Source organism: Pseudomonas sp. TH37 (assembly GCF_016650735.1).
Classification (GTDB): domain Bacteria; phylum Pseudomonadota; class Gammaproteobacteria; order Pseudomonadales; family Pseudomonadaceae; genus Aquipseudomonas; species Aquipseudomonas farris.
Genome location: NZ_JAEKFD010000002.1, coordinates 585,231 through 611,025, shown reverse-complemented (window position 1 = coordinate 611,025; position 25,795 = coordinate 585,231). Strand labels below are relative to the sequence as shown.

Annotated in this window: 23 protein-coding genes; 14 read left to right on the top strand and 9 right to left on the bottom strand. The window is 60.2% G+C overall.

Annotated features, from left to right (window positions below):
- Window positions 1-93: 93 nt before the first annotated feature.
- The 3 genes from dnaQ to JFU11_RS07895 form a co-directional block, all read right to left on the bottom strand.
- Window positions 94-852 carry a DNA polymerase III subunit epsilon gene (gene dnaQ / locus JFU11_RS07905; protein ID WP_052964264.1) on the bottom strand — a complete coding sequence of 253 codons (759 nt, stop codon included), beginning with the start codon at window positions 850-852 and terminating at the stop codon, window positions 94-96.
- A 231-nt stretch (window positions 853-1,083) separates the two neighbouring features.
- Window positions 1,084-1,536 (bottom strand): ribonuclease HI, encoded by a 453-nt coding sequence (gene rnhA / locus JFU11_RS07900; protein WP_003180633.1) that lies wholly within the window; start codon window positions 1,534-1,536, stop codon window positions 1,084-1,086.
- A gap of 92 nt (window positions 1,537-1,628) precedes the next feature.
- Window positions 1,629-2,387 (bottom strand): methyltransferase domain-containing protein, encoded by a 759-nt coding sequence (locus JFU11_RS07895; protein WP_201060301.1) that lies wholly within the window; start codon window positions 2,385-2,387, stop codon window positions 1,629-1,631.
- A 65-nt stretch (window positions 2,388-2,452) separates the two neighbouring features.
- Here JFU11_RS07895 and gloB point away from each other — a divergent pair, with 65 nt between their 5' ends.
- The 8 genes from gloB (at window position 2,453) to fabI (ending at window position 13,203) form a co-directional block, all read left to right on the top strand.
- Window positions 2,453-3,220: a hydroxyacylglutathione hydrolase gene (gene gloB, locus JFU11_RS07890; RefSeq protein WP_123723001.1), complete on the top strand. Its 768-nt coding sequence runs from the start codon at window positions 2,453-2,455 to the stop codon at window positions 3,218-3,220.
- Between the two features lie 99 nt (window positions 3,221-3,319).
- Window positions 3,320-4,774, top strand: coding sequence for a transglycosylase SLT domain-containing protein (locus JFU11_RS07885; RefSeq protein ID WP_201060300.1), 1,455 nt, complete (start codon window positions 3,320-3,322; stop codon window positions 4,772-4,774).
- 231 nt (window positions 4,775-5,005) lie between these two features.
- Window positions 5,006-6,838 carry an extracellular solute-binding protein gene (locus tag JFU11_RS07880; RefSeq protein ID WP_201060299.1) on the top strand — a complete coding sequence of 611 codons (1,833 nt, stop codon included), beginning with the start codon at window positions 5,006-5,008 and terminating at the stop codon, window positions 6,836-6,838.
- The gene (locus tag JFU11_RS07875) at window positions 6,835-8,676 is read left to right on the top strand and encodes an extracellular solute-binding protein (RefSeq protein WP_201060298.1); all 1,842 of its coding nucleotides are present in this window, start codon (window positions 6,835-6,837) and stop codon (window positions 8,674-8,676) included. Before JFU11_RS07880 ends, JFU11_RS07875 begins: the two co-directional genes overlap by 4 nt.
- Before the next feature lie 4 nt (window positions 8,677-8,680).
- Complete coding sequence (locus JFU11_RS07870; protein WP_007906757.1) at window positions 8,681-9,754, top strand: microcin C ABC transporter permease YejB; 1,074 nt, start codon at window positions 8,681-8,683, stop codon at window positions 9,752-9,754.
- A gap of 1 nt (window position 9,755) precedes the next feature.
- Window positions 9,756-10,775, top strand: a complete 1,020-nt coding sequence (locus JFU11_RS07865; protein ID WP_008074378.1) for an ABC transporter permease — start codon at window positions 9,756-9,758, stop codon at window positions 10,773-10,775.
- Between the two features lies 1 nt (window position 10,776).
- Window positions 10,777-12,387: an ABC transporter ATP-binding protein gene (locus JFU11_RS07860; protein ID WP_201060297.1), complete on the top strand. Its 1,611-nt coding sequence runs from the start codon at window positions 10,777-10,779 to the stop codon at window positions 12,385-12,387.
- A 21-nt stretch (window positions 12,388-12,408) separates the two neighbouring features.
- Complete coding sequence (fabI, locus tag JFU11_RS07855) at window positions 12,409-13,203, top strand: enoyl-ACP reductase FabI (protein WP_007906751.1); 795 nt, start codon at window positions 12,409-12,411, stop codon at window positions 13,201-13,203.
- A gap of 221 nt (window positions 13,204-13,424) precedes the next feature.
- Here fabI and JFU11_RS07850 read toward each other — a convergent pair whose 3' ends face one another.
- Complete coding sequence (locus JFU11_RS07850) at window positions 13,425-14,291, bottom strand: LysR family transcriptional regulator (RefSeq protein ID WP_201060296.1); 867 nt, start codon at window positions 14,289-14,291, stop codon at window positions 13,425-13,427.
- 114 nt (window positions 14,292-14,405) lie between these two features.
- Here JFU11_RS07850 and JFU11_RS07845 point away from each other — a divergent pair, with 114 nt between their 5' ends.
- A complete protein-coding gene (locus tag JFU11_RS07845) occupies window positions 14,406-14,831 on the top strand; it encodes a VOC family protein (RefSeq protein ID WP_123720495.1) in 426 nt (141 codons plus the stop codon).
- A 60-nt stretch (window positions 14,832-14,891) separates the two neighbouring features.
- Here JFU11_RS07845 and JFU11_RS07840 read toward each other — a convergent pair whose 3' ends face one another.
- The 4 genes from JFU11_RS07840 to JFU11_RS07825 form a co-directional block, all read right to left on the bottom strand.
- Window positions 14,892-15,506 (bottom strand): GGDEF domain-containing protein, encoded by a 615-nt coding sequence (locus JFU11_RS07840; protein ID WP_123720494.1) that lies wholly within the window; start codon window positions 15,504-15,506, stop codon window positions 14,892-14,894.
- Between the two features lie 73 nt (window positions 15,507-15,579).
- Window positions 15,580-16,158, bottom strand: coding sequence for a hypothetical protein (locus JFU11_RS07835; protein ID WP_123720493.1), 579 nt, complete (start codon window positions 16,156-16,158; stop codon window positions 15,580-15,582).
- 1 nt (window position 16,159) lies between these two features.
- Complete coding sequence (locus tag JFU11_RS07830; RefSeq protein WP_201060295.1) at window positions 16,160-18,328, bottom strand: xanthine dehydrogenase family protein molybdopterin-binding subunit; 2,169 nt, start codon at window positions 18,326-18,328, stop codon at window positions 16,160-16,162.
- Between the two features lie 24 nt (window positions 18,329-18,352).
- Window positions 18,353-18,808 carry a (2Fe-2S)-binding protein gene (locus JFU11_RS07825; protein WP_007906916.1) on the bottom strand — a complete coding sequence of 152 codons (456 nt, stop codon included), beginning with the start codon at window positions 18,806-18,808 and terminating at the stop codon, window positions 18,353-18,355.
- Between the two features lie 545 nt (window positions 18,809-19,353).
- Between JFU11_RS07825 and JFU11_RS07820 the strand changes: the two genes are divergently transcribed.
- The 5 genes from JFU11_RS07820 (at window position 19,354) to JFU11_RS07800 (ending at window position 24,964) form a co-directional block, all read left to right on the top strand.
- Window positions 19,354-19,878, top strand: coding sequence for a sigma-70 family RNA polymerase sigma factor (locus JFU11_RS07820; RefSeq protein ID WP_123720491.1), 525 nt, complete (start codon window positions 19,354-19,356; stop codon window positions 19,876-19,878).
- A 4-nt stretch (window positions 19,879-19,882) separates the two neighbouring features.
- On the top strand, window positions 19,883-20,869 hold the full coding sequence (locus tag JFU11_RS07815) for a FecR domain-containing protein (RefSeq protein ID WP_201060294.1): 987 nt from the start codon (window positions 19,883-19,885) through the stop codon (window positions 20,867-20,869).
- A gap of 102 nt (window positions 20,870-20,971) precedes the next feature.
- Window positions 20,972-23,461: a TonB-dependent siderophore receptor gene (locus tag JFU11_RS07810; protein ID WP_201060293.1), complete on the top strand. Its 2,490-nt coding sequence runs from the start codon at window positions 20,972-20,974 to the stop codon at window positions 23,459-23,461.
- A 131-nt stretch (window positions 23,462-23,592) separates the two neighbouring features.
- Entirely contained in the window at window positions 23,593-24,096 is a 504-nt protein-coding gene (locus JFU11_RS07805) for a VOC family protein (RefSeq protein WP_123720489.1), read from the top strand.
- 34 nt (window positions 24,097-24,130) lie between these two features.
- Window positions 24,131-24,964 (top strand): AraC family transcriptional regulator, encoded by an 834-nt coding sequence (locus tag JFU11_RS07800; protein WP_123720488.1) that lies wholly within the window; start codon window positions 24,131-24,133, stop codon window positions 24,962-24,964.
- A gap of 94 nt (window positions 24,965-25,058) precedes the next feature.
- Here the strand turns inward: JFU11_RS07800 and JFU11_RS07795 are convergent, their stop codons facing one another.
- The gene (locus JFU11_RS07795) at window positions 25,059-25,646 is read right to left on the bottom strand and encodes a LysE family translocator (protein WP_123720487.1); all 588 of its coding nucleotides are present in this window, start codon (window positions 25,644-25,646) and stop codon (window positions 25,059-25,061) included.
- Between the last annotated feature and the right edge of the window lie 149 nt (window positions 25,647-25,795).

The following is a 25,795-nucleotide window of genomic DNA, read 5'->3' as shown; positions in this document are numbered from 1 at the left end:
GCCTGCGGCAGCTCCTACGCCAACCGTGTTGACCATCAAATCAAGCCCCCCCCGATCCTGTAGGAGCTGCCGAAGGCTGCGATCTTTTGGCCTTCAGGCCTGGGCCTTGGCCTCAGCCAATTGCTGCCACAGCGACGGAGCGCCGGCGGATTTGGCGATGGCTTCAAGGCGCGCAATGTGCTGGGCCAGATCTTCTTCACTGGCACGGATGATCCGGATTGGCTGACGATCGGCCGGCAGACGACGGATTTCGGTGGCGGAGTTGTCCGCGCCTTCACCTGAACCATTGCCATCGGACGCGTTACCGGCCAGCGACAGACTGGTCTGGCCGCCGGTCATGGTCAGGTAAACGTCGGCGAGAATCTCGGAGTCGAGCAAGGCGCCGTGCAGTTCACGGCCGGAGTTGTCGACGCCATAGCGTTTGCACAAGGCGTCGAGGCTGTTGCGCTGCCCCGGGTGACGTTCCCGGGCCATCATCAGGGTGTCGAGGATCGAGCAGTGTTGCGTGATGTCCGCGCGATCGTGATGGCCCATCAGGGCGAATTCGTTGTTGATGAAGCCAACGTCGAACGCCGCGTTATGGATGATCAGCTGCGCGCCCTTGATGAACTCGAAGAACTCATCGGCCACTTCAGTGAAACGCGGCTTGCCCACCAGGAATTCGTTAGTGATGCCGTGGACGCCGATGGCGCCTTCGTCACTTTCGCGATCCGGTTGCAGGTAAACGTGGAAATGCCGGCCGGTCAGGCGCCGACCAATCAACTCGACACAACCGATTTCGATAATCCGGTGGCCGTCGGTCACCGGCATGCCGGTGGTTTCGGTATCGAGTACAACGGATCTGGTGGCCATCAGTGCTCAGCTCTCAACGGGTCAATCGTGCAAAAGCGGCGATGTTAACACGCTCGCGGGATCCAGCGCGCCGCCAGACAACCGGCTACCACGACCTTGGTACTGTGAACACGGTCCCTGTAGGAGCTGCCGAAGGCTGCGATCTTTTGATCTTGATTTTTTCGGAGCCGCTGAAGATCAAGTCAAAAGATCGCAGCCTCCGGCAGCTCCTACGGGGGGGATCGCGCGGCTTTAGGCCTGCTTGTACCCACGCACTTCATCAACGCCGCGGTTGGCCAGTTGGTCGGCCCGTTCGTTGCCGTGATGGCCGATGTGCCCGCGCACCCATTTCCAGGTGACGTTGTGGCGGTTGACCTGCTCGTCGAGCAGTTTCCACAGATCGGCGTTTTTCACCGGTTCCTTGGCCGCGGTTTTCCAGCCGCGTTTCTTCCAGTTGGCCATCCACTCGTTGATGCCTTTCATCACGTATTGGGAGTCGGTCACCAGCAGTACGTCGCAGGAGCGCTTGAGTTCTTCCAGGCCACGGATCGCGCCCATCAACTCCATGCGGTTGTTGGTGGTGTTGGCTTCGCCGCCCCAGAGTTCTTTTTCAACGCCCTTGCACACCAGCAACGCACCCCAGCCGCCCGGACCAGGGTTGCCCTTACAGGCGCCATCGGTGAAGAGTTCTACGCTATCGCTCATGCCAATCTATCCAGAAAATGCGGTGGCTCGCCGATCGGTGACCGACGATGCCCGAGGCCGGGGCGAACCCGGCCGGGAAAATAAAATGTGTATTACGGTTCGAGGTGACGACGGTTGACCTTGGCCATCGGCAATGGAATCAGCTTGCCCATCGGTTCGCGCCGTTCCTGGCGCACCGGCCGCAAGCCCACCACGATCTTGCGCGCGACCAATAAATAGAAGCCACCACCCGACAATTGCCAGTCACCGGCCTTGCGCTCCCAACCGGCCAGACGGGCTTGCCAGGCAGGTGACGCAAGCGGCGGACGATAGCACCCGAAGCGGCGTTTCTCCAGCGCGAAGCCCAGCAGGTTCAGCCAATCGCCAACCCGCGACGGCGAAATGCAACGGGCCTTGCGCAAGGCGTCATGAGCGAACACATGACGCAGGCCCCAGCTGCTCCAGGGGTTGATTCCGACAATCAGCAGATGCCCGCCAGGCCGAACACTGCTCGCCGCTTCGCGCAGCAAACCGTGGGGTGACAGGCAGAAATCCAGCCCGTGCTGCAACACCACCACATCGGCGGCGTGCTCGCTCAAAGGCCAGGCCTGCTCTTCGCAGACGATCTCGACCCCCGGCAACGGCGCACCGAGCCGCACATTGCGCTGGACCTGCGGCGCCGCCGGCGGTGTCTGCGCCGAAGGGCCGTAATGCACCAGGTAGCCGCCGAAGAAGCGCCCCAACTCGTCTTCGAGCATGCGTCGTTCTTCGTCCAGCAGAAATTGCCCGATGGGCCCGGACAGCCATTCACGGGCCGCGCTGATCAATGTCAGCCACTCAGGATCGGCCTGAGCGAACGCTTTATCGGTCATTGCATTCTCCAACGCGCCAGGAAGTTCTAAGATGCGCCAATGTTTTCCGCTTGGCGAATCCGACGATGATACAGATCAGTGCCCTGCCCGCCTTCACCGACAACTACATCTGGTTGTTACAAGACCACAGCACCCAGCGCTGCGCCGTGGTCGATCCGGGCGATGCCGCGCCAGTACAAGCCTGGCTCGCGGCACACCCGGGTTGGGTGTTAAGCGATATTTTGATCACTCATCACCATCATGACCATGTCGGCGGCGTCGAGCGGCTGAAAAAAGCGACAGACGCGACAGTCTACGGCCCGGCCAGCGAAAGCATCCCGGCGCGGGACGTGGCGCTCAAGGACAATGACCGCATCAACGTGCTGGACTGGGACTTCGACGTCATCCAGGTGCCGGGCCATACCCTGGGGCACATCGCCTTTTATCACCAGGGTCATTTGTTTTGCGGCGACACCCTGTTCGCTGCCGGTTGCGGACGGTTATTCGAAGGCACGCCCGAGCAAATGCATCACTCGCTGAGCCGCCTCGCAGCGCTCCCCGAAGACACGCTGGTCTACTGCACTCACGAGTACACCCTGAGCAATCTGAAGTTCGCCGCAGCGGTCGAACCGAACAACCCCGATACCCTCGAACGACTGGCCAAAGTCACCCGGCAACGCGACGCCGGAATCATGACGTTGCCTTCGACGCTGGCACTGGAAAAGCGCACCAATCCGTTTTTGCGTACCGGAGAAACATCCGTTAAAGAAAAAGTGGACGAACGGAACGGACCCGATAACCGGGCTCCGAGTGCGGTTTTTGCTGCTCTTCGAGCTTGGAAAGATACGTTCTAGGGAGGCTGCTTGATAATACAAAAATTCTGAATGGTTGACCGCAGGGGGTGCGCTTTCTAGAATCGCCCGACATTTTTGCCCGGAACTTACTTCCAGCCAATGTCGTCACCTATTCGTAAAGCCATCAATTCAGACGCATTGACCCGCTTGGCTCAAGCCATTGCGGTGGCTGTGTCCGCCACTTTGGCGGGCTGTTCCAGCCATGTGCCGCAGACCGAAGCGACACACACTCCGAATATTGCCGCTCGAGCCAAGCAAAAACCCATCTGGCTCAGCGAAAAACCAACACCGCAAATTCCACAGGACGTCTGGGAGCGCATGCGCCAGGGCTTCCAGTTGCAGGACAACCTGGGCGTCAACCCGCGCATCGAGCAACAGCGCCTGTGGTTCGCCAGTAACCCGTCCTTCCTCGAAAATGCCGGCGAACGCGGCAGCCTCTACATTCACTACATCGTCGAACGCCTTGAAGAACGCAACATGCCGCTGGAGCTGGCGCTGTTGCCGGTGATTGAAAGCGCCTACAACCCGATGGCCTATTCCCGGGCCAACGCGGTGGGTCTTTGGCAATTCATTCCTTCCACCGGGCGTTACTTCAACCTGCGTCAGACCCGCTTTTATGATGGCCGGCGCGATATCACCGCCTCGACCACCGCGGCCATGGATTACCTGACCCGCCTGCACGACATGTTCAACGGTGACTGGCTGCTGGCGCTGGCGGCCTACAACGCCGGCGAAGGCACGGTCAGCCGGGCCATCGAGCGCAACGAACGACTCGGCCTGCCGACCGACTACTGGAACCTGCCGCTGCCAGCGGAAACCCAGGCTTATGTGCCGAAGCTGCTGGCCCTGTCGCAAGTGGTCCTGGCGCCCGAAGCCTATGGCGTGAACCTCAACCCGATCGCCAACGAACCGTACTTCCAGGTCGTCGAAATCAACCAGCGCATGGACCTGTCCAAGGTTGCCGCGGTGGCCAACATCGACGAAGACGAACTGTTCCAGCTCAACCCGGCCTTCAAGCAGCGCACCACCATCGACGGCCCCCAGCATCTGCTGGTGCCAACGTCCAAGGCGCAACTGCTGACCGCCAGCCTGTCGACCATGCGTCCTGACGAGCTGATCAGTCAGCGATCGTTCAAGCCGGTGTTCGAAGGGGCAGACGACAGCGAAATCGCCAGCCTCAAGCGCGCCTATCGGGTCAAGCGCGGCGACAACCTGGGCACCATTGCCAAGGCTAACAAGGTCGACGTCAAAGACCTGCAACGCTGGAACAAGCTGAACGGCAAGAACCTCAAGGTCGGCCAGACTTTGGTGATGCAGGACACCACCAAACGAAAATCCGGGCGCGTCAACACCGTGGTCGCGGCGAACAGCAAGGCGAACGGCAAGGTAACCAACAAGACGCAAAAGACCCAATACAAGGTCAAGCAAGGCGACTCGCTGTACATGGTCGCCAAACGCTTCAACGTTGAAATGCAGCACCTCAAGCGCTGGAACCCTCGGGTTGGCCAAGCGCTGAAACCGGGGCAGATGCTGACGGTTGCTTCGCCGAATTAGAATTGATGTGATGCCGAAAAGATCGCAGCCTTCGGCAGCTCCTACAGATAATGCGTACATCCGATCAATCTTGGGTGTACATGATCGGTGTAGGAGCTGCCGCAGGCTGCGATCTTTTTTTTCGACCCGCCTCAGCATTACGCCCGCATTAACCCCCCGTCTTTTTCCTGTCGATACAAGCTGTTACTGTACGGCCCACAAAGCCCAAGCCGCCTGGATCGGATCTCTGACTTGAAGCGTCCCCTCCTTCTGCTCCTGATCAGCCTGGCCTTGAGCTCCCCCGCAAGCGCGACGATCAGCGAAAGCCATGGTTATGCGCAGTTCGGCACGCTCAAGTACCCGGCCAGATTTACCCACTTCGACTGGGTCAACCCGCAAGCGCCCAAGGGCGGTACGTTGCGGGCGATGGCGTTTGGCACCTTCGATACGCTCAACCCTTACACATTCAAAGGCTCAAGCCCGGTTTCCACCGGCAACTTCCTGCAATACGGCATCAACGAACTCAATGAACCGTTGATGGTCGGCACCGGCCAATACGCGCCATCCGGCGATGAGCCGACCTCCAGTTACGGCCTGATAGCCCAATCGGTGGAATACAGCGAAGACCGCAGCTGGGTGGTGTTCAACCTGCGCCCCGAAGCGCGTTTCCACGATGGCACGCCGATTACCGCTTACGACGTGGCGTTCTCTTACCGTCTGCTGCTCAAGGAAGGTCATCCGCAATACCGCACCAACCTTCAGGAAGTGTCGCGGGTGGATATCCTCAACCCACGGCGCATCCGCTTCGTCTTCAAGCGCGCCGGTAATCCGCTGCTGATCCTGCGCCTGGGTGAGTTGCCGGTGTTGCCTCAGCATTACTGGGAAGGTCGCGATTTCAAGGCCACCACCTTCGAGCCGCCATTGGGCAGCGGGCCGTATCGCATCACCTCGGTAACGCCCGGGCGGCAGATCGTCTTCGAACGGGTCAAGGATTATTGGGGCAAAGACCTGCCGGTCAATCGCGGCAAGTACAACGTCGATCGCATGGAAGTCGAGTTCTACCGTGACAGCGACGTGGCTTTCGAAGCGTTCAAGGCCGGTGAGTTCGACATCTACATCGAGCACCAGGCAAAGAACTGGGCCAACGGATACAACTTCCCCGCCGTGCGCCGTGGCGAGGTGATCAAGGCGCAAATCGCGCATCAGATCCCGACCCAGAGCCAGGGCCTGTTCATGAATACCCGGCGACCAGCTTTCGCCGAGGCCAAGGTCCGCGAAGCGCTGGGGCTGATGTTCGACTTCGAGTGGACCAACCGCACGCTGTTCAGCGGCGCCTACAAGCGCGCCATGAGCTATTACCCCAACAGCGAGTTCTCCGCCACCGGGCTACCGGTCGGTCATGAGTGGCTATTGCTCAAGCCCTATCGCGATCAGTTGCCCGCCAAGCTGCTCACCGAGCCGTTCAGCCTGCCGCAGACCGAAGGCCGCGGCATTCCGCGGGAAACCATGCGCAAGGCCCTGGAACTGCTCGCCGAGGCCGGCTGGAAGCTCAACGGTCAGCGGCTACAGAACACCATCGGCCAACCGTTGCGTTTCGAGATTCTGTTGGTCAACCCGAACCTGGAGCGCATCCTTCAGCCTTACGTCGAGAACCTCGCCAGCATCGGCATCGACGCACGGCTGCGCACGGTCGATCGTGCCCAGTACAAACAGCGCCTCGATCAGTTCGATTTCGACATGATCCTGATGACCCTCAACCAGACCCTGAGCCCGGGTCTGGAACAATGGCAGTACTTCCACTCCAGCCAGGTCGGGGTCAAGGGCAGCAAGAACTACGCCGGTATCGCCAACCCGATAGTCGACCATTTGCTCGAACAACTGCTCGCCGCCCAGACCCGCGATGCACAAGTCGCCGCCGGCAAGGCGCTCGACCGGGTGCTGCTGTGGCAGCACTACATCATTCCCAACTGGTACCTCAATTATCACCGCCTGGCCTACCGCAACCGGTTCGCCTTCGTCACCACGCCGCCCTACACCCTGGACCTAAGCGCGTGGTGGTTGAAATCTTCGGAGAAAGATCGATGAAACCCGTACGCGCCCTGCTCTTGCAGGCCAGTGGTCTGTTGTTCGCCGGGCTGGCCTGTGCCGCCCCGCAACATGCCCTGACCCTGTACAACGAGCCGCCGAAATACCCGGCCGATTTCAAACATTTCGATTACGTAAACCCCGACGCACCCAAGGGCGGGATCTTCCGCCAGGCCGGGTTCGGCGGCTTCGACAGCCTCAACCCGTTCATCAACAAAGGCGTGCCGGCCGACGACATCAGCATGATCTACGACACCCTGGCCAAACAGGGTCTCGATGAACCGTTTACCGAATACGGCCTGATCGCCGGCAAAATCGAAAAAGCCCCGGACAACAGCTGGGTGCGTTTCTACCTGCGTCCCGAAGCACGCTTCCACGATGGTCACCCGATACGTGCCGAAGACGTGGTGTTCAGCTTCCAGACCCTGATCAAGGACGGCGCCCCGCTCTTCCGCGGCTATTACAGCGACGTTGAAGAAGTGGTCGCCGAAGACCCGCTCAAAGTGCTGTTCAAGTTCAAGCATAAAAACAACCGTGAGTTGCCGCTGATCCTCGGTCAGTTGCCAGTACTGCCCAAGCATTGGTGGGCCACCCGCGACTTCAACAAGGGCAACCTGGAATTGCCGCTGGGCAGCGGCCCGTACAAAGTCAGTGAAGTGAAGGCCGGACGCTCGGTGCGCTATGAGCGGGTTAAGGATTACTGGGGCAAGGACCTGCCGGTCAATCGCGGCTTCTACAACTTCGACGTGCTGACCACCGACTACTACCGCGACAACACCGTCGCGCTGGAAGCGCTCAAGGCCGGTCAGTTCGACTACTGGCTGGAATCGGCCGCGAAAAACTGGGCCAAGGCCTACAACATTCCGGCGGTGACCGAAGGTCGGCTGATCAAGGAAGAAATCCCGAACGGCAACCCCACTGGCATGCAAGGCTTCGTGTTCAACCTGCGCCGTCCGGTGTTTCAGGATGTGCGCGTGCGCCAGGCACTGACCCTGTTGCTGGACTTCGAATGGACCAACAAGCAATTGTTCAACGGTGCCTACGCGCGCACCCGAAGTTACTTTGAAAACTCGGAAATGGCTGCCACTGGCCTACCGGACGCCGATCAACTGGCGATCCTCGACCCGTTCCGCGGCAAGATTCCCGAGCAAGTGTTCAGCGAAGCGTTCCAGAACCCGGTGACCGACGCCAGCGGCATGATCCGCACCCAACAGCGCAAGGCCTATCAACTGCTGCAAGAGGCCGGCTGGCGGATCGTCGACGACAAGATGGTCGACGCCACCGGCAAACCGGTGACCATCGAGTTCCTGCTGGCCCAGACCGAGTTCGAGCGGGTGCTGCTGCCGTTCAAGCGCAACCTCAGCGACCTGGGTATCGACCTGGTAATCCGTCGCGTCGATGTCTCGCAATACATCAACCGCGTGCGCTCCCGGGACTTCGACATGATCGTCGGCAGCTTCCCGCAGTCCAACTCGCCGGGCAACGAACAGCGTGAGTTCTGGATGACCGACGCAGCCGACAAACCCGGCAGTCGCAACTCCATGGGCTTGAAAGACCCGGTGGTGGACCAACTGGTCGAGCAGCTGATCAACGCCGATTCGCGGCAAAGCCTGGTGGCCCATGCCCGGGCGCTGGACCGGGTGCTGCAATGGGGCTATTACGTGATCCCCAACTGGCACATCAAGACCTGGCGCGTGGCGTACTGGAGCCACATCGGCCACCCGCAGGTTTCGCCCAAATATGACATCGGCATCAATACCTGGTGGGTCAAGCCCAACGCGACATTGCCGATAGAAGTCGAAACCAAACTGCAAGCCGACCCTGCGGGCACGGAGTAATCAGATGCTGGCGTATATTTTTCGGCGACTGCTGCTGATCATCCCGACCCTGCTCGGCATTCTGCTGATCAACTTCGTGATCATCCAGGCGGCCCCCGGTGGGCCGGTGGAACAGATGATCGCCAAGCTCGAAGGCTTCGAAGGCGCCACCAGCCGCATTGCCGGCGGCGGTGCCGAAGTGTCGGTGGCTGGTTCTGCCTATCGTGGGGCGCAAGGCCTGGACCCGGCGCTGGTCAAGGAAATCGAGCACATGTACGGCTTCGACAAATCGGCGCCGGAACGTTTGTGGATCATGATCAAGAACTACGCCACCCTGGATTTCGGCGACAGCTTCTTTCGTGACGCCAAGGTCATCGACCTGATCAAGGAAAAGATGCCGGTGTCGATCTCCCTGGGGCTATGGAGCACGCTGATCATGTACCTGGTGTCGATCCCGCTGGGGATCGCCAAGGCGACGCGACACGGCAGCCACTTTGACGTCTGGACCAGTTCGGCAATCATCGTCGGTTACGCGATCCCGGCGTTCCTGTTCGCCATCCTGTTGATTGTGGTGTTCGCCGGCGGCAGCTATTTCGACTGGTTTCCGTTGCGAGGCCTGACCTCGAACAACTTCGATGAGCTCAGCACCGGCGGCAAGATCCTCGATTACTTCTGGCACCTGGCACTGCCGGTGACCGCACTGGTAATCGGCAACTTCGCAACCATGACGCTGCTGACCAAGAACAGCTTCCTCGATGAAATCAACAAGCAATACGTGGTCACCGCCAAGGCCAAGGGCCTGACCCGCCATCGCGTGCTGTACGGCCATGTGTTTCGCAACGCCATGTTGCTGGTGATCGCCGGTTTCCCTTCGGCATTCATCGGGATCTTTTTCACCGGCTCGTTGCTTGTGGAAGTGATTTTCTCCCTCGACGGCCTCGGTTTGATGAGTTTCGAGGCGGCGATCAACCGCGACTACCCGGTAGTCTTCGGCACACTGTTCATCTTCACCCTGCTGGGGCTGGTGGTGAAACTGATCGGCGACCTCACTTACACCTTTGTCGATCCGCGCATCGACTTCGAAAGCCGGGAGCATTGAGATGAACCTGTCCCCTCTCAATCGCCGACGCTTCGAACTGTTCAAGGCCAACAAGCGTGGCTGGTGGTCGCTGTGGCTGTTTCTGATTCTGTTCGGCGCAAGCCTCGGTGCCGAGCTGATCGCCAACGACAAACCGCTGGTGGTGCACTACGACAACGCCTGGTATTTCCCGGCACTCAAGCGCTACCCGGAAACCGCGTTCGGCGGCGAATTCCCGCTGGAAGCCAACTACAAGAGCCCGTACATCCGCGAACTGCTCAAGGCCAAGGACGCCTGGGTCTTGTGGGCACCGATCCCCTACAGCTACCAGAGCATCAACTACGACCTGAAAGTCCCGGCCCCCGCGCCGCCCTCGGCCGACAATCTGCTGGGCACCGACGATCAGGGCCGCGATGTGCTGGCCCGGGTGATTTATGGCTTCCGGATTTCGGTGCTGTTTGCTTTGACGCTGACCATTCTCAGTTCGATCATCGGCGTGATCGCCGGGGCCTTGCAGGGTTTTTATGGTGGCTGGGTCGATCTGGCCGGGCAGCGTTTTCTGGAGATCTGGTCCGGGTTGCCGGTGCTGTACCTGCTGATCATTCTGGCCAGTTTCGTGCAGCCGAATTTCTGGTGGCTGCTGGGGATCATGCTGCTGTTCTCGTGGATGAGCCTGGTGGATGTGGTGCGCGCCGAGTTCCTGCGCGGTCGTAACCTGGAATACGTGCGCGCGGCCCGTGCGCTGGGCATGCAAAATGGTGCGATCATGTTCCGCCACATCCTGCCCAACGCCATGGTCTCGACCATGACCTTCATGCCGTTCATCCTGACCGGAGCCATCGGCACCCTGACCGCCCTGGACTTCCTTGGCTTCGGCCTGCCGCCGGGCGCGCCGTCCCTGGGTGAACTGGTGGCCCAGGGCAAATCCAATCTGCAAGCGCCGTGGCTCGGTATGAGTGCGTTTGCGGTGCTGGCGCTGATGTTGAGTTTGCTGGTGTTCATCGGCGAGTCCGCTCGCGATGCCTTCGACCCGAGGAAGTGAAATGAATCAGGACAATCTGATCGAAGTGCGCGACCTGGCCGTCGAATTTATCGTCGGCGAACGCGTTCAGCGGGTGGTCGAGGGCGTCAGCTTCGATATCAAGCGCGGCGAAACCCTGGCGCTGGTGGGTGAAAGCGGCTCCGGCAAATCGGTGACCGCCCACTCGATCCTGCGACTGCTGCCCTACCCGCTGGCCCGGCACCCATCCGGCACCATCACTTATTCCGACCGGAATCTGCTGGATCTGAAAGAGAAAACCATCCGCCACATCCGCGGCAACCGGATTGCGATGATCTTTCAAGAGCCGATGACCTCGCTCAATCCGCTGCATTCGATCGAGAAGCAGATCAACGAGGTGTTGGGCATCCACAAAGGCCTGACCGGCAAAGTCGCGACCAAGCGCACGCTGGAACTGCTGGAAATGGTCGGCATCCCCGAACCGGAGAAGCGTCTCAAGGCCCTGCCCCACGAATTGTCCGGCGGCCAGCGCCAGCGGGTAATGATCGCGATGGCCCTGGCCAATGAGCCGGAATTGCTGATCGCCGACGAACCGACCACAGCGCTGGACGTGACCGTTCAACTGAAAATTCTCGAACTGCTGAAGGAATTGCAGGCCCGTCTGGGCATGGCGTTGTTACTGATCAGTCATGATTTGAACCTTGTACGAAGAATTGCGCATCGCGTATGTGTCATGCAGCGCGGTTGCATCGTCGAACAGGCATCGTGCGAAGAATTGTTCCGCGCGCCGCAGCATCCGTACACGCGGGAACTGCTGGCAGCGGAGCCCAGCGGCAAGCCGGCGACCAATGTGATTGGCCCGCCGTTGCTGCAGGTCGAGGACCTGAAAGTCTGGTTCCCGATCAAGAAAGGCTTTCTGAAAAAGACCGTGGACCATATCAAAGCGGTCGACGGGATTAATTTCAGCCTGCCCCAGGGCCAGACCTTGGGGATTGTGGGAGAAAGCGGTTCCGGCAAATCGACGCTCGGCCTGGCAATATTGCGGCTGATCGGTAGCAAAGGCACCATCCGTTTTGAAGGCAAGCAGCTAGACTGCCTGACGCAGAGTGAAGTTCGACCGCTGCGGCGGGAGATGCAGGTGGTGTTCCAGGACCCGTTCGGCAGCCTGAGCCCACGGATGTGCGTGAGCCAGATCGTCGGCGAAGGCCTGCGGATCCACAAGATGGGCACCGAGGCAGAACAGGAACAAGCGATTATTGCGGCACTCAAGGAGGTAGGTCTGGACCCGGAAACCCGGCACCGCTACCCCCACGAATTTTCCGGTGGGCAACGGCAAAGAATCGCCATTGCCCGGGCATTAGTGCTAAAACCGGCGTTGATTCTGCTGGACGAGCCGACTTCGGCCCTCGACCGCACCGTGCAACGCCAAGTGGTGGAGCTGCTACGTTCACTGCAAACCAAGTACAACCTGACGTATTTGTTTATCAGCCATGACCTGGCTGTCGTCAAAGCGCTGAGCCACCAGCTGATGGTGGTCAAGCATGGCCAAGTGGTCGAACAGGGAGACGCGCAAAATATCTTTGCCGCCCCCAAACATCCGTATACACAGCAGTTGCTGGAAGCCGCTTTTCTGGCACCAGCCACTGCGCAATAAACCTGAAAAGAGGAGCAACACATGGGTTTTCTCGCCGGTAAGCGCGTACTGATCGTCGGTGTCGCCAGCAAGCTGTCCATCGCATCCGGCATCGCTGCCGCCATGCATCGCGAGGGCGCTGAGCTTGCCTTCACTTATCAGAACGACAAACTCAAGGGTCGTGTCGAAGAATTCGCACAAGGCTGGGGTTCGAGCCCTGAGCTGTGCTTCCCGTGCGACGTGGCCAGCGATGAAGAAATCGCCAAGGTCTTCGAAGCACTGAGCAAGAAGTGGGACGGCCTGGATTGCATCGTGCACTCCGTCGGCTTTGCCCCGGGCGACCAACTGGACGGCGACTTCACCGAAGCCACCACCCGTGAAGGTTTCCGCATCGCTCACGACATCAGCGCCTACAGCTTCGTGGCCCTGGCCAAGGCTGGCCGCGAAATGATGAAAGGCCGCAATGGCAGCCTGCTGACCCTGTCGTACCTGGGCGCCGAGCGCACCATGCCGAACTACAACGTAATGGGCATGGCCAAGGCTTCCTTGGAAGCTGGCGTGCGTTACCTGGCTGGCTCCCTGGGCCCGGACGGCACCCGCGTGAACTGCGTATCGGCTGGCCCGATCCGCACCCTCGCCGCTTCCGGCATCAAGAACTTCCGCAAAATGCTGGCCGCCAACGAAGCGCAAACCCCGCTGCGTCGTAACGTCACCATCGACGAAGTCGGCAACGCCGGCGCCTTCCTGTGCTCGGACCTGGCGTCCGGCATCAGCGGCGAAATCATGTACGTAGACGGCGGCTTCAACACCACCGCCATGGGCAACATCGAAGAGTGATCTTCGGTTAGCCATGAAAAAACCCGCCGATTGGCGGGTTTTTTTATGCCTGCAATCTTGCAGCGCACTCGATCAACTGTGGGAGCGGGCTTGCCCGCGATTGCGGAGTATCACGCAACATCAATGTTGGATGTGATGACCTCATCGCGGGCAAGCCCGCTCCCACAATAGTCCGCGCCGCACACAGATTTTGTGTTCTCTACTCCCACAGGGGGTAGCGTTTAGTCGTCGATCTGTGTCAAACACCGCGCAAACAACTGCTGGATCGGTTGTGTGCGCTGGCTATAACGCTGCAACAGCACGATCTCCCGGTAGAACGTCAGCTCACCCAACGGGATGATCCGCACCTTCGCCCCATGCTCAAGCCACAGCCCTGCCTCGGGCAATAGCGAAACACCCAGTCCGCATTCGACCATTTTGACGATAGCTTCCAGCTCATCCAGCTCCAGAGCCACCCGCACATCGATCTGCTGCTCGCGTAAAAAGCGAGTCACCAGGCGCCCACCGAAAGAATTGCGGTCGTAGCGTACGTGTGGATGGTTGGCGAGTAACTGCAGCGGGTCGTCACCCTCAAGGTCTGCCGGCACGATCAGCACAAACGGCTCCCGGCGAATGACTTGCACCGACAATTCCTTGGGTAATTCAAACGGCGGCTTGATCAGAATCGCCAGGTCCACTTCGCCGGTGTCCACCTGGCTCAACAGACGCAGGGATACCCCCGGCACCAGCTTCGCCTCCAGCAATGGCGCCTGTTGCCTGAGGCGTAACAGCGCGCGCGGCAACAACCCGGTCTGGACGGTGGCCACCGCGCCGATCTTCAATTCGCCACGAAACTCGCCGACGCTATCACTGACGGCCATGCGGTTGAAGGTCTCAAGGATTTCCCGAGCCATCGGTAACGCCCGCTGCCCCGCCGCGTTGAGAATCGCCTGACGGCCGGTGCGATCGAACAGGCGAATGCCCAACGCCTGTTCGAGGTTACGGATCTGTGCGCTGACCGCCGACTGGGTCAGGCCGATGTGCATGCCTGCCGCTGCGAACGTGCCATGACGCGTCACGGCAATGAAGGTTTTCAGTTCCCGCAGCATGCGGCTCTCCGATTGATCGAAATAATTTGAGCTCGTCGCAAAAACTATCGTCTTTCAATCAAAAAGCACAGGACTAAACTCGGTCTTAACGCTCAACCCGTCGAGGCACGTCCGATGCAACTGTCCCCTTTTCACTTGGCTATCCCGGTTTACGACTTGGCCGCTGCCCGGCGCTTCTACGGCGAAGTGTTCGGCCTGGAAGAAGGTCGTTCCAGCGACCACTGGGTCGATTTCAACTTTTTCGGCCATCAACTGGTGATTCATCTGGCACCAAAAAACGCTTCTCAGGAAGCCGCCCATACCAACGCCGTGGATGGCCACGACGTACCGGTGCCGCATTTCGGTGTGGTATTGGGGATGGAGGAATGGGAAACGCTGGCCGAGCGCTTGAAAGCCCTTGGCACGCGCTTCGTCATCGAACCGGGTATCCGCTTTCAGGGATTGGTGGGCGAACAAGCGACGATGTTTCTCTTCGATCCCAGCGGCAACGCTCTGGAGTTCAAGGCGTTCAAGAATATCGATCAGTTGTTCGCCAAATGATCTGCCCGACCGGCTGTTGCGAACAGCCGAGCACGTTGCAGCGGTCCTGCAAGACGCCACTCAACAATGACGAGCGTCGAACTGTCGGGCGCACAGCGCCTTATCGGCCAAAGCCAGCAAGTCTTCCGCCGTCTGGTGCAGCCGAGAATCAAACTCGATCTGCCCGATACTGAAGCGAATGTCATAGCCACGATGCGCTGTGGCATTGCGTTCATCGAGTATTTCTTCGAGGCGCGCTCTGATCGCGGCGATTTCCACGGCGTCGGCGCCGGTCAGCAAGGCAGCAAACTCATCGCTGCCGAGCCGGCCGATCACATCGCTTTCACGAAAGGCGATGCGTAGCACATCGGCGAAGGTTTTCAGGGCATCGTCACCCTCGGCGCGACCGTACAGCTGATTGATGCGTTTGAAGTCATCAAGGTCGAAGAACAGCAGGGTCGCGGGTTTGCCCAACTGCTGACAGGCCTCCAGCCCTAACTGAGCCAAAGCCTCGAAGCCATGACGATTGGAGAGCAGCGTCAATTCATCCATGCTCGCCATCTGCACGCCCATCAGCGCTTGCTCGGCCTTTCGCGCCAGATCGCGCAGTACATCGCGATCTGCGCTGTCGAGGGCATTCGGCGCACGCATGTCTGCGCCAGCGCCGGGTTTGAGCGGTTTTCCTGGGGTTAGCATCACTCACTCCTTGATGGATATGAACGTTAGAGTCGCTCATACCCGGTATGACTCCCTATAAATGCGCCGCTGGTCAGCTACCTGCCACCGGACACGGCCCTCCAGCATCGGCCCAGAGTTTGAACTGGGTGACGAAGATGTCATGGGGCACCGGCACCGGCGCCCGTCCCTCACCCGGGCGCCAGCCCCAGAGCACCAGTTTGTCCTCGCTGACATGTTTGATCAGCGCCGCAAAATCACGATCGCCATTACTGGATCGGTCCTTGATCATCGCGCACAACTTGTCGGCTGGCAGGCCGATCCAGGCCATTTTGTGCGCAGCCGGCGGCAGGCTCCAATGCGGCGCTCCGGGTGGCGCGTTGAGGCCATAACTGGCCGGAGGATTGCTTTCAGCGTGACATGTAGCACACGGCAAACCGGCCGCGCCCTTGCCGTCCATTCCGCGAACCACATTCATTGCGTGAGGAATACCGGCATCGAACTGCAGCGGCGAATCGCCGGGGATATGACAGTTCTGACAACGCGGGCTCTGGAACACTTTCTGCACCGTGTCGAACGCCTTCACCGCCTCTTTATCATCAGCGAACAGGTCCGAGGCATAGCCACTCAGACCGATCAGCACCACCGCGCCCAGAATCAGATGTCGTCTCATCTCACACCCCCGACAGTTGCAACGGCAGTTCCCGCAGGCGCTGTCCGGTCAACGCAAACACCGCGTTCGCCACGGCCGGTGCCACGGGCGGTACACCGACCTCGCCGATGCCGCCGGGTTTGTCGCTGCTGGGGACAATATGCACCTCGACCACCGGCATCTCGTTCAGGCGCAGGACCTGATAGTCGTGATAATTGGACTGTTCCACCTGACCGTTCTTGAACGTCAGCTTGCTGTGCAAGGTAAATCCGAGACCGAAGGTGATACCCGATTCCATCTGCGCGGCGATGCCCTGCGGGTTGACCGCAATGCCGCAATCCACCGCACACACCACCCGGTGCACGCGAATCGCCAGATTGTCCTGGGACACCTCGGCCACCTGGGCGACGTAACTGCCGAAGGACTCATGCACCGCCACGCCCAATGCGTGACCGTCTGGCAAGGGTGCTTTCCAGTTGGCTTTCTCCACCGCCAGATTCAGCACGCCCAAATGCCGTGGATGCGCCTTGAGCAAGGCGCGTCGGTATTCCACTGGATCCTTGCCGGCCGCGTCTGCCAGTTCATCGATCAACGACTCCATGACAAATGCCGTGTGGGTGTGCCCCACCGACCTCAGCCACAGCACGCTGATGCCGGTTTGCGGTGAATGCAGTTCGACCTGATGATTGGCCAGTCCCACAAGATAAGGACTGTCGGCCACGCCTTCGACGGAGGTTTTGTCGACGCCGTCCTTGACCATGGTCGCCGCGAACGACGTGCCCGTCAGAATCGACTGCCCGACCAGCACATGCTTCCAGGCCATCGGCATGCCGTCGGCACCCAATCCGATGCGCGCCCGATGCAGGAACGCCGAGCGGTAGTAGCCGCCGCGAATGTCATCCTCTCGGGCCCAGACGGTTTTCACCGGCCCGCCCGCCGCCTTGGCGACGTACACGGCTTCGCTGACAAAATCCGAGGTCGGATTGGCCCGTCGCCCGAAACCACCACCGAGGAATTGGGTGTGGATCTCGACCTGTTCGGGTTTGAGCCCGGTGATTTTCCCCGCGATCATCTGATCCAGCGTCTGAAACTGCGTGCCGGTCCAGATTTCGCATTTGTCCTTGGAGATTTTCACCGTGCAATTGAGCGGTTCCATCGGCGCGTGAGCCAGGTACGGCACGCTGTATTCAGCCTCAATCGTCTTCGCCGCTTTGCCCAGCGTCGTCGTCGCATCCCCGGCCTTACTGGCGGAAGTGCCGGGGGTGGCGGCGAGTTTACGAAAGCTTTCCAGCAGCTGTTGGCTGTCCAGTCCGGCGTTCGGCCCCAGATCCCATTCGATCTTCAGCGCATCACGCCCCAGCTTCGCCGCCCAATAATGATCGGCAATCACCGCGACACCCGTGGGCACCTGCACCACTTTGTGCACGCCCGGCACCGCCAGTGCCTCGGCGCCTTCAAAGGATTTGACGCTGCCGCCGAACACCGGTGGGCGAGCGACCATCGCCGTCATCAACCCATCGAATTGCACGTCCATGCCGAACTTCGCCTGCCCGGTGATTTTCTCCGGGGTGTCGAGGCGCTTGGTAGGTTTGCCGATGACCTTCCAGTCTTTGGCTTCCTTGAACTTGATCGACGCCGGATCCGGCACCGGCAGCTTGGCGGCGTCATCCGCCAGTTCGCCGTAAGTGGCGCGTTTGTCGCCAGTAATGACCACGCCCGATTCGGTGCGAATCTGCGAAGGCGCCACGTCGAATCGCTTGGCCGCCGCCTCGATCAGCATCAAGCGCGCCGCTGCTCCTGCCTGGCGATAGCGGTCGAACTCCATCCAGGTCGACGTCGAACCGCCGGTGATCTGCATCCCGCCAAACCCCGGCAGGCCATAATCGGCCGCCGAGGCCGGCGCATGTTCGACGCGGATTTTCGACCAGTCGGCGTCCAGCTCTTCGGCGATCAACATGGTCAGGCCGGTCCAGATGCCCTGGCCCATTTCCGAATGCCCGAGCAGCACGGTGATGCTGTTGTCGTTGCCAATGCGTAAAAAGGCATTGGGGGCGAAGACGTTTCCTTGATTCTCGGCGCCCAGAGCAAAGCGATTGGCACCCGGGATGACAAACGCCACCACCAGACCACCGCCCAACACTGCGCTGCCCTTGAGAAAACCGCGACGCGAGACAGGGTTGATTCTGTTCATGGGTCAGCTCCCTTCGACGTGGTATCAACCGATCTCGGCGGCGCGTTTGACCGCGGCGCGGATTCTTGGGTAGGTGCCGCAGCGGCAGATGTTGCCGGACAGCGCCTGGTCGATGTCGCTGTCGGTGGGTTTGGGGATCTTCGCCAGCAAGGCTGCCGCCGACATGATCTGCCCCGACTGGCAATAACCGCACTGGACTACGTCGAGCTCGGCCCAGGCTTGCTGGACCGGGTGCGAGCCATCGGCGGACAAGCCTTCGATGGTGAGAATTTTCTGCCCGTGGGCCACCGCCGTGGCGGGCGTGATGCAAGAGCGCAGCGGCGCGCCGTCGACGTGTACGGTGCAAGCGCCACACTGGGCCATGCCGCAACCGAATTTGGTGCCCGTCAGGTGCGCGACATCGCGCAGCACCCAGAGCAACGGCATGTCCGCGGGGACATCCAGTTCCTGGTCCTTGCCATTGATATTAAGGGTCAACATTGCGGGTTTCCTCAGACTCACGGTGTTCTGAAGGGGCGCCTCGTGGCGAGGGGGCTTGCCCCCGTTCGGCTGCGAAGCAGTCGCAAATCCAGTGCGTACCGGTGTGCTTGACAGTACGAGATTGCAGGTTTTAGGACAGCTTCGCAGTCCAACGGGGGCAAGCCCCCTCGCCACAAGCTTCGCTCCTACAAGGTCGGCGGTTACGCGCGCCTTGGGTTATCCCTACAGCTAAGCGCAATTTGACCCACTAGCCATGTTCATCGACCACCGGTCGCTGCCGCCGCGCTCGTAGCAGCTGCCGAGCCTGCGAGGCTGCGTTCGGCGGCAAAGCCGTCGCAAACCCTACATGCACGGTATTCCTGGCGCACCGCGACATCTGATTTCACGACTGCTTCGCAGCCGAACGCAGCCTCGCAGGCTCGGCAGCTGCTACGGCCCACCTAAAAGCAAACCAATATCATTTGCGAGACTTCCGGCCATTTGCTTTAATCGCGACCAATTCTTATTTGCACCGCGACGCCGGTCGCCATGGACGTGTGCTCTCAATGACAATCGCTGACTTTTCTTCGGTTCAAAACCTCTATACCTGCCACCACCAATGGCTGTACGAGTTGTTGCGTCGACGCCTCAGGAATGCGATGGATGCCGCTGACTTGGCTCATGACACCTTCATGCGGGTGCTCAAGCGGCCGCAGGCGTTCGACTGCGACGTTCGAGAGCGCTCCTATCTGGCGACCATTGCTCGCGGTTTGTGCATCGATCACTGGCGTCGTCGGCAGTTGGAGCAAGCGTGGCTGCAAACCCTCGCCGCACGACCTCCCGCCTTGCAGCCTTCACCGGAACAGCGGGCGATCATCGTCGAAACCCTGCACGAAGTGGACGCCCTGCTGCAGCGCTTGCCCAAGCGGGTCAGCGATGCATTTATCCTGGCTCAACTGCACGGCATGCCCTACAGACTCATCGCCAGCGAGATCGGCGTGAGCGAGCGCATGGTCAAGAAGTACCTGGCCCAGGCCATGATGCATTGCGCGATCCTCGAGGCCGAGCTCGATGGGTTGCTGATTGAATAACCCCATGCCCGCCCTCCCCTTGAAAAAACTCAGCCATGCCAGCCTCGAGCAAGCGGCCCAGTGGTATGTGCAACTCCACGACCCACAAGTGGCCGATCACGAACGCCTGCGCTGGCAGGCCTGGCTGGCCCAAAGTGCTGACCATCAGGACGCCTGGCGCTACATCGAACGGGTCGGCCAGCGCTTCACTCCATTGCAACACGAGAGCGAGCAACAGGCTGTCAGCCAAGTCCTGCGCGGCACCGGCTGCTCGCCAATCAGTCGCCGACAGACCCTCAAGAGCCTGCTGATCCTCACCGCTGGCAGCCTGACGGGGTGGGCTGCCTGGCGCGGCACGCCGCTGCCGGAAACGCTCGACCGGTTCACTGCCGACCTCGCTACCGGCACCGGGGAAACCCGCGAAACCGTGCTCAACGATGGCAGCCGGATCTGGCTGAATGCACTGAGTGCGCTGAATGTCCGCTTCGATGCCACGCAACGCTTGCTGCAGTTGCAGTGCGGCGAAGTGTTGATCGACACCGCCAAGGACCCCGGCCGACCGTTTTTGGTGGAAACCGCCCAAGGGCGACTGCGGGCACTGGGTACCCGCTTCAGTGTTCGTCTGGAAGATCGACAGACGTTGCTGAACGTCTATGAAGGCGCGGTTGAAGTCCGCACCCACCAAGGCGCATTGCAGGTCGTGGAGGCCGGTCGGCAACTGGCGTTCAACGACAGCGCAATGGCGCTGAGCACCGCTGCCAGCCCCTCACGGGAAGCCTGGCGCCATGGCCTGCTGCTGGCAGACAACCTGGCACTGGGCCAGTTGATCGACGAATTGAATCGCTACCGTCCGGGGCATTTGCACTGCGATCCGGTCGTCGCCGAGCTGCCGGTCATGGGTTCGTTCCCGCTCAAGGACACCGATCAGGCATTGCGCCTGCTGGAAGCGGCATTGCCGATCCAGGTGCAAAAGACCTTCCCTTGGTGGGTCAGCGTCGGCCCGAAAGTCTGAGCAGCAAACTTTTTTCGGCAATCGGTTCCCTTTTGTCTTTCTCGTTCGGTTAACCCCTCAGAAGCACTCACATTGCCGATCGAACTGATTCCAGGGAACGCCATGTCACGCAACGCCTTCACCCGCACTTGTTTTGCCCTGCGCCCCTTGGCGCTGGCCCTGCCGGCCGCATTCCTGAGTTTCTCAGCGCCGTTCGCTCAAGCAGACACCACGGGCGCCAGTGAACAGTCCAGCCCCCGGGCACGCCATTACTCGATAGCGGCGGGACCATTGGCAAGCGTACTCAATCGCTTCGCCGAGCAGAGCGGAGTCTTCCTCGCCGGCCACAACGACCTCGCGGCCGGCAAGCGCAGCCCCGGCCTCGATGGCGACTACACCGACTCGCAAGCGTTGCAGCGACTGTTGCAAGGCAGCGGCCTGCAAGCCAGCCCCCAGGGCAACGGCGGCTATGTGTTGCAAGCAGTGCCCGCATCGCAAGGTGCGCTGGAACTGGACGCCACGAACATTTCCGGTCAGGGGCTGGGCGCGACCACTGAAGACACTCATTCCTACACCACTGGCTCGACGTCTTCGGCCACCGGCCTGCCGCTGTCCCTGCGCGAAACACCGCAGTCGGTGACCGTCATCACCCGTCAGCAAATGGACGACCAGGGCTCCACCAGCATCGCCGACACCCTGCGCCGCGCCCCCGGCATCAGCGTGCAAAACTACGACAGCGAACGCTGGGAGTTTTCCAGTCGCGGCCTGCCGATCACCAACTTTCAGTACGACGGCGTCAACACCGACTATGACGGCGTCTACGATTACGGCACCACCAGCACCGACATGGCGACCTTCGACCGCGTTGAAATCATCAAAGGCGCAACGGGCCTGATGACCGGCTCGGGCGATCCCTCGGCCACCGTCAACCTGATCCGCAAGCGCCCGACCAAAGAATTCAAGGCCTCGATTGCTGGCACGGTCGGCTTCTGGGACAACTATCGCAGCGAAGGCGACATTTCCGGCCCGCTGACCGAAAGCGGCAACGTGCGCGGGCGGTTCGTCGGGGTCTATCAGGACCGCAGCGCCTACATGGATCACTACCAGAACACCAAGGACATCGCCTACGGCATCCTCGAAGCCGACCTGACCCCGGACACCCTGCTGACCTTCGGCATGGACCAGCAAAATACCCGTTCGCGCGGCGCCAGCTGGACCGGTTTCCCGATGTACTCCAGCGACGGCTCGCGCACCAACTTCTCCCGCTCTTTCAACCCGGCCACCGACTGGAGTCGTCGCGACTTCACCAACCAGACAATTTTCGCCTCCGTGGAACAGCGACTGGCCAACGACTGGACACTGAAAGTCAGCTACGACCGCAAACACCGCCAGCACGACACCCTGCTCGGCTCGGCCAGCGGCGGCAATCCGGACCCGGTCACCGGTAACGGCATGTTCATGTACATGGGCAAGTTCAAGGGCGATCAGGTTCAGGACAACATCGACATCAACCTCACCGGCCCTTTCAGCCTGTTCGGTCGCGAGCATGAGTTGATCGCCGGTTTCATGTCGATGAACGCCCGCCAGGACATTCCGGTGCACGGCTCGGTCTATCCGGCCCTAAACAGCAGCATCTTCGACTGGCGCGGCGAGTTCCCCAAACCAGACATCCCGCGCGTTGGCGATAACGACATCGTCCAGCGCCAGACCGGTGCCTACCTGGCCACCCGGCTCAAGCCCACCGATGATCTGTCGGTGATCCTCGGCGGCCGGGTCAGCGACTTCAAGGGCAGCGACCACCTCGACTACAGCGACCCGAACACGCCCGACGTGCGTGACAGCTACCGCCAGACTGGCGTAGTCACCCCTTACGCCGGGCTGATCTACGACCTCAACGATACCTGGTCGCTGTACACCAGTTACACCAGCATCTATCAGCCACAAATGAGCAAGGACGCCGCGCGAAAACTGCTCGACCCGGTGGAAGGCGACAGCTACGAAGCAGGCATCAAGGCCGAATACTTTGGTGGGCGCCTCAACGCCAGTTTCGCGGTGTTCCGCATTGAACAGGACAACATCGCCCAGTACGTCAGCGGCTTCGAGACCGAGTCGGTGTACACCGCCGTTCAGGGCGCGACCACCAAAGGCTTCGAGTTCGAGCTAGTCGGTGAAGTGATGGAAGGCTGGAACCTGTCGGCCGGTTACACCTACAACCACACCCGCGATGCCAAAGGCGATTACGTCTACGGCTCGGTGCTGCAAACCACCGCCCCGGAACAAGTGGTGCGCGTGTTCAGCACCTATCGACTGCCCGGCACATGGGAAAACCTGACCGTCGGTGGCGGTGTGAACTGGCAAAGCGAGTTTTTCGGCAACGTGTTCCAACCCAACCCCTCCGACACCGTCAACTTCGGCCAATACTCACTCATCACCCAGGACAGCTACTACCTGGTGGACCTTATGGCACGCTATCGCTTCAACGATCACCTGAGCGCGACCGTCAACGTCAAGAATCTGTTCGACAAGACGTACTACACGGGGTTGGGAAATTTTGGCACCGGTTTCTACGGCGAACCGCGCAGCCTGCAACTGACGACCAAGTGGGACTTCTGAGCCTGGCCCCAAGCGCTGCCGAAGGATCGGCATCCGTTTTCTTGCGAGTTGTCGATCTACGGCGCCACCGGTCGACGACGGACTGACTACGCTGATAATCCAGAGTGATTAACCCGTAGAGGAGCACCGCCATGCACCGCGTTCAAAAACTCACGCCCTGCCTTTGGTTCGACGATCAGGCCGAGGAAGCCGCGAAGTTTTACTGCGCAATCTTCGATCATTCAAAAATCGCCGGCATCACCCATTACGGCAAGGCCGGTCAGGAAATCCATGGCCGGCCGGAAGGTTCGGTAATGACCGTCAGTTTCGAACTCGATGGGCAGAGCTTCACCGGCCTTAACGGTGGCCCGGTTTTCAAGTTCAATGAGGCGATCTCATTCCAGGTCAATTGCCACACTCAGGAAGAAGTCGACCACTTCTGGGGGCGCCTGTCTGCGGGCGGTCCCGTTGAAGCCCAGCAATGCGGCTGGCTCAAGGATAAATTCGGCGTGTCGTGGCAAATCGTGCCGGTCGTTCTGATGGACATGATGAAAGACCCCGACACAGCCAAATCCCAGCGCGCCATGGCGGCGATGCTGCAGATGAAAAAACTCGACATCGCCACGCTGCAACGAGCCTTTGACGGCGAGAGATAATACACTCCAAAGCTCAACCGCCGAGGACGCCAGGATGAAGCACACCGTCGCCAAAGATGCAGACAAAGCCCCGCGCTTCTGGCGTGACGACGCCCTGCCCTTCATCGAAGCCCGCTCCATCGCCGACGGTCGCGAGGTCTGCTACAGCCGGCATTCCCACGCGCATTTTTCTATCGGGGCGATCACCGCCGGGCGCAGCACCTATATCCACGAGCAATCGGAGTTTCAGGTCAGTGCCGGCACCGTGGTACTGATGAATCCGGGCGATGTGCATGCCTGCAATCCGATCGACGACCAGCCGTGGTCGTACCTGATGCTGTACGTCGAGACGCCCTGGCTGACCGATTTGCAGCATCAACTCGGCTTCAGCCAGGACTTGGCATTTCGCCGGTTTTCCATCACTCACAATCGTGACGTCGAGCTGTTTGCCGGCCTGAAGAATTTGTACGAAATATTGGTCGATCAGCAGCAAGACGTGCTGCGCAAGCACAGCGCGGCGGTGGAGTTTTTCACCGAGGTGCAACAGCGGCTCAACCCTATCGATCAACCGCTGCGCGAACCCAATTTCAAGCTGGAACGGGCCGCCGACTATATCCGCGACAACTGCACGCAGATGCTCAAGCTCGAGGACATTTGCGAGGCTGCGCAACTGTCGCCGTCGTACCTGATCCGTGCCTTCAAACAGCATTACGGCATGACGCCCCATGCGTTTCTGGTTAACCGGCGCATCCAGTTCGCGCAGGAACAACTGCGTAGCGGCAAGTTGATTGCCGATGTGGCGCTGGAAGCGGGGTTTGCCGATCAGGCGCATTTTCAGCGCGCGTTCAAACAGCATCTGGCGGCGACACCGGGGCAGTATCGCGGCTAACTCAACCTCCCTCGCCACAAGCCTTGATGGGTGGAACTGCCCCACAGGGAAAGCATTGGTAATAATAGTTGTGCCAGGAACCACCATCGCAAACTTACGGCAACAGCAAATACCCCGCACTCACCGCCAGCAACAACGCCATGATCCGATTGAACAGGCGCATCCCCGCCGGATTGCTCAGATAGCCGCGCAAAAACGTCCCGGCATATGCCCAGCAACCCACCGACAAGTAGCAGATCACCAGATACACCGCCGCAAACTGCCAAACCAGCCGAGCCTCACCGTCGGCGACAAACGCGCCCATCCCCGCCACGCAGGCCAGCCAGGCTTTCGGGTTGAGCCATTGCATCACCGCGCCATACAGCATCGACGGCGCCCGCCCCGACTCCTTGGCATCGAGTTGACCGTTATCAGTGGCCAATTTGAAAGCCATGAACAACAGAAACGCCACCCCCGCCCATTGCACCACTCGCGTCAACGCCGGCCAACGCAGCAACACCTCATGCAAACCCAACCCCATCAGCACCAACAGCAGAACAAACCCCAAGGTCGCCCCAGCCACATGCCGCTGGCTCGCGCGGAAACCGAACTGCGCCCCCGAACTCAACGCCACAATGTTCACCGGTCCCGGTGTAATCGAAGCCGCCAGCGCAAACGCTGCCATCGAAACAATCAGACTCATCACACACCTGCTTCAATTCAAGGAACACAACGCTGACGGTAACCAGCGCCCGGCGCCCGGTATTGAAGAAAACTGCCCTCGCCCCTTCCATGAACAGTCAATGCTCAGCGAAAGAACACAACCCGCCAACTTTCATTTACCTCTTACAC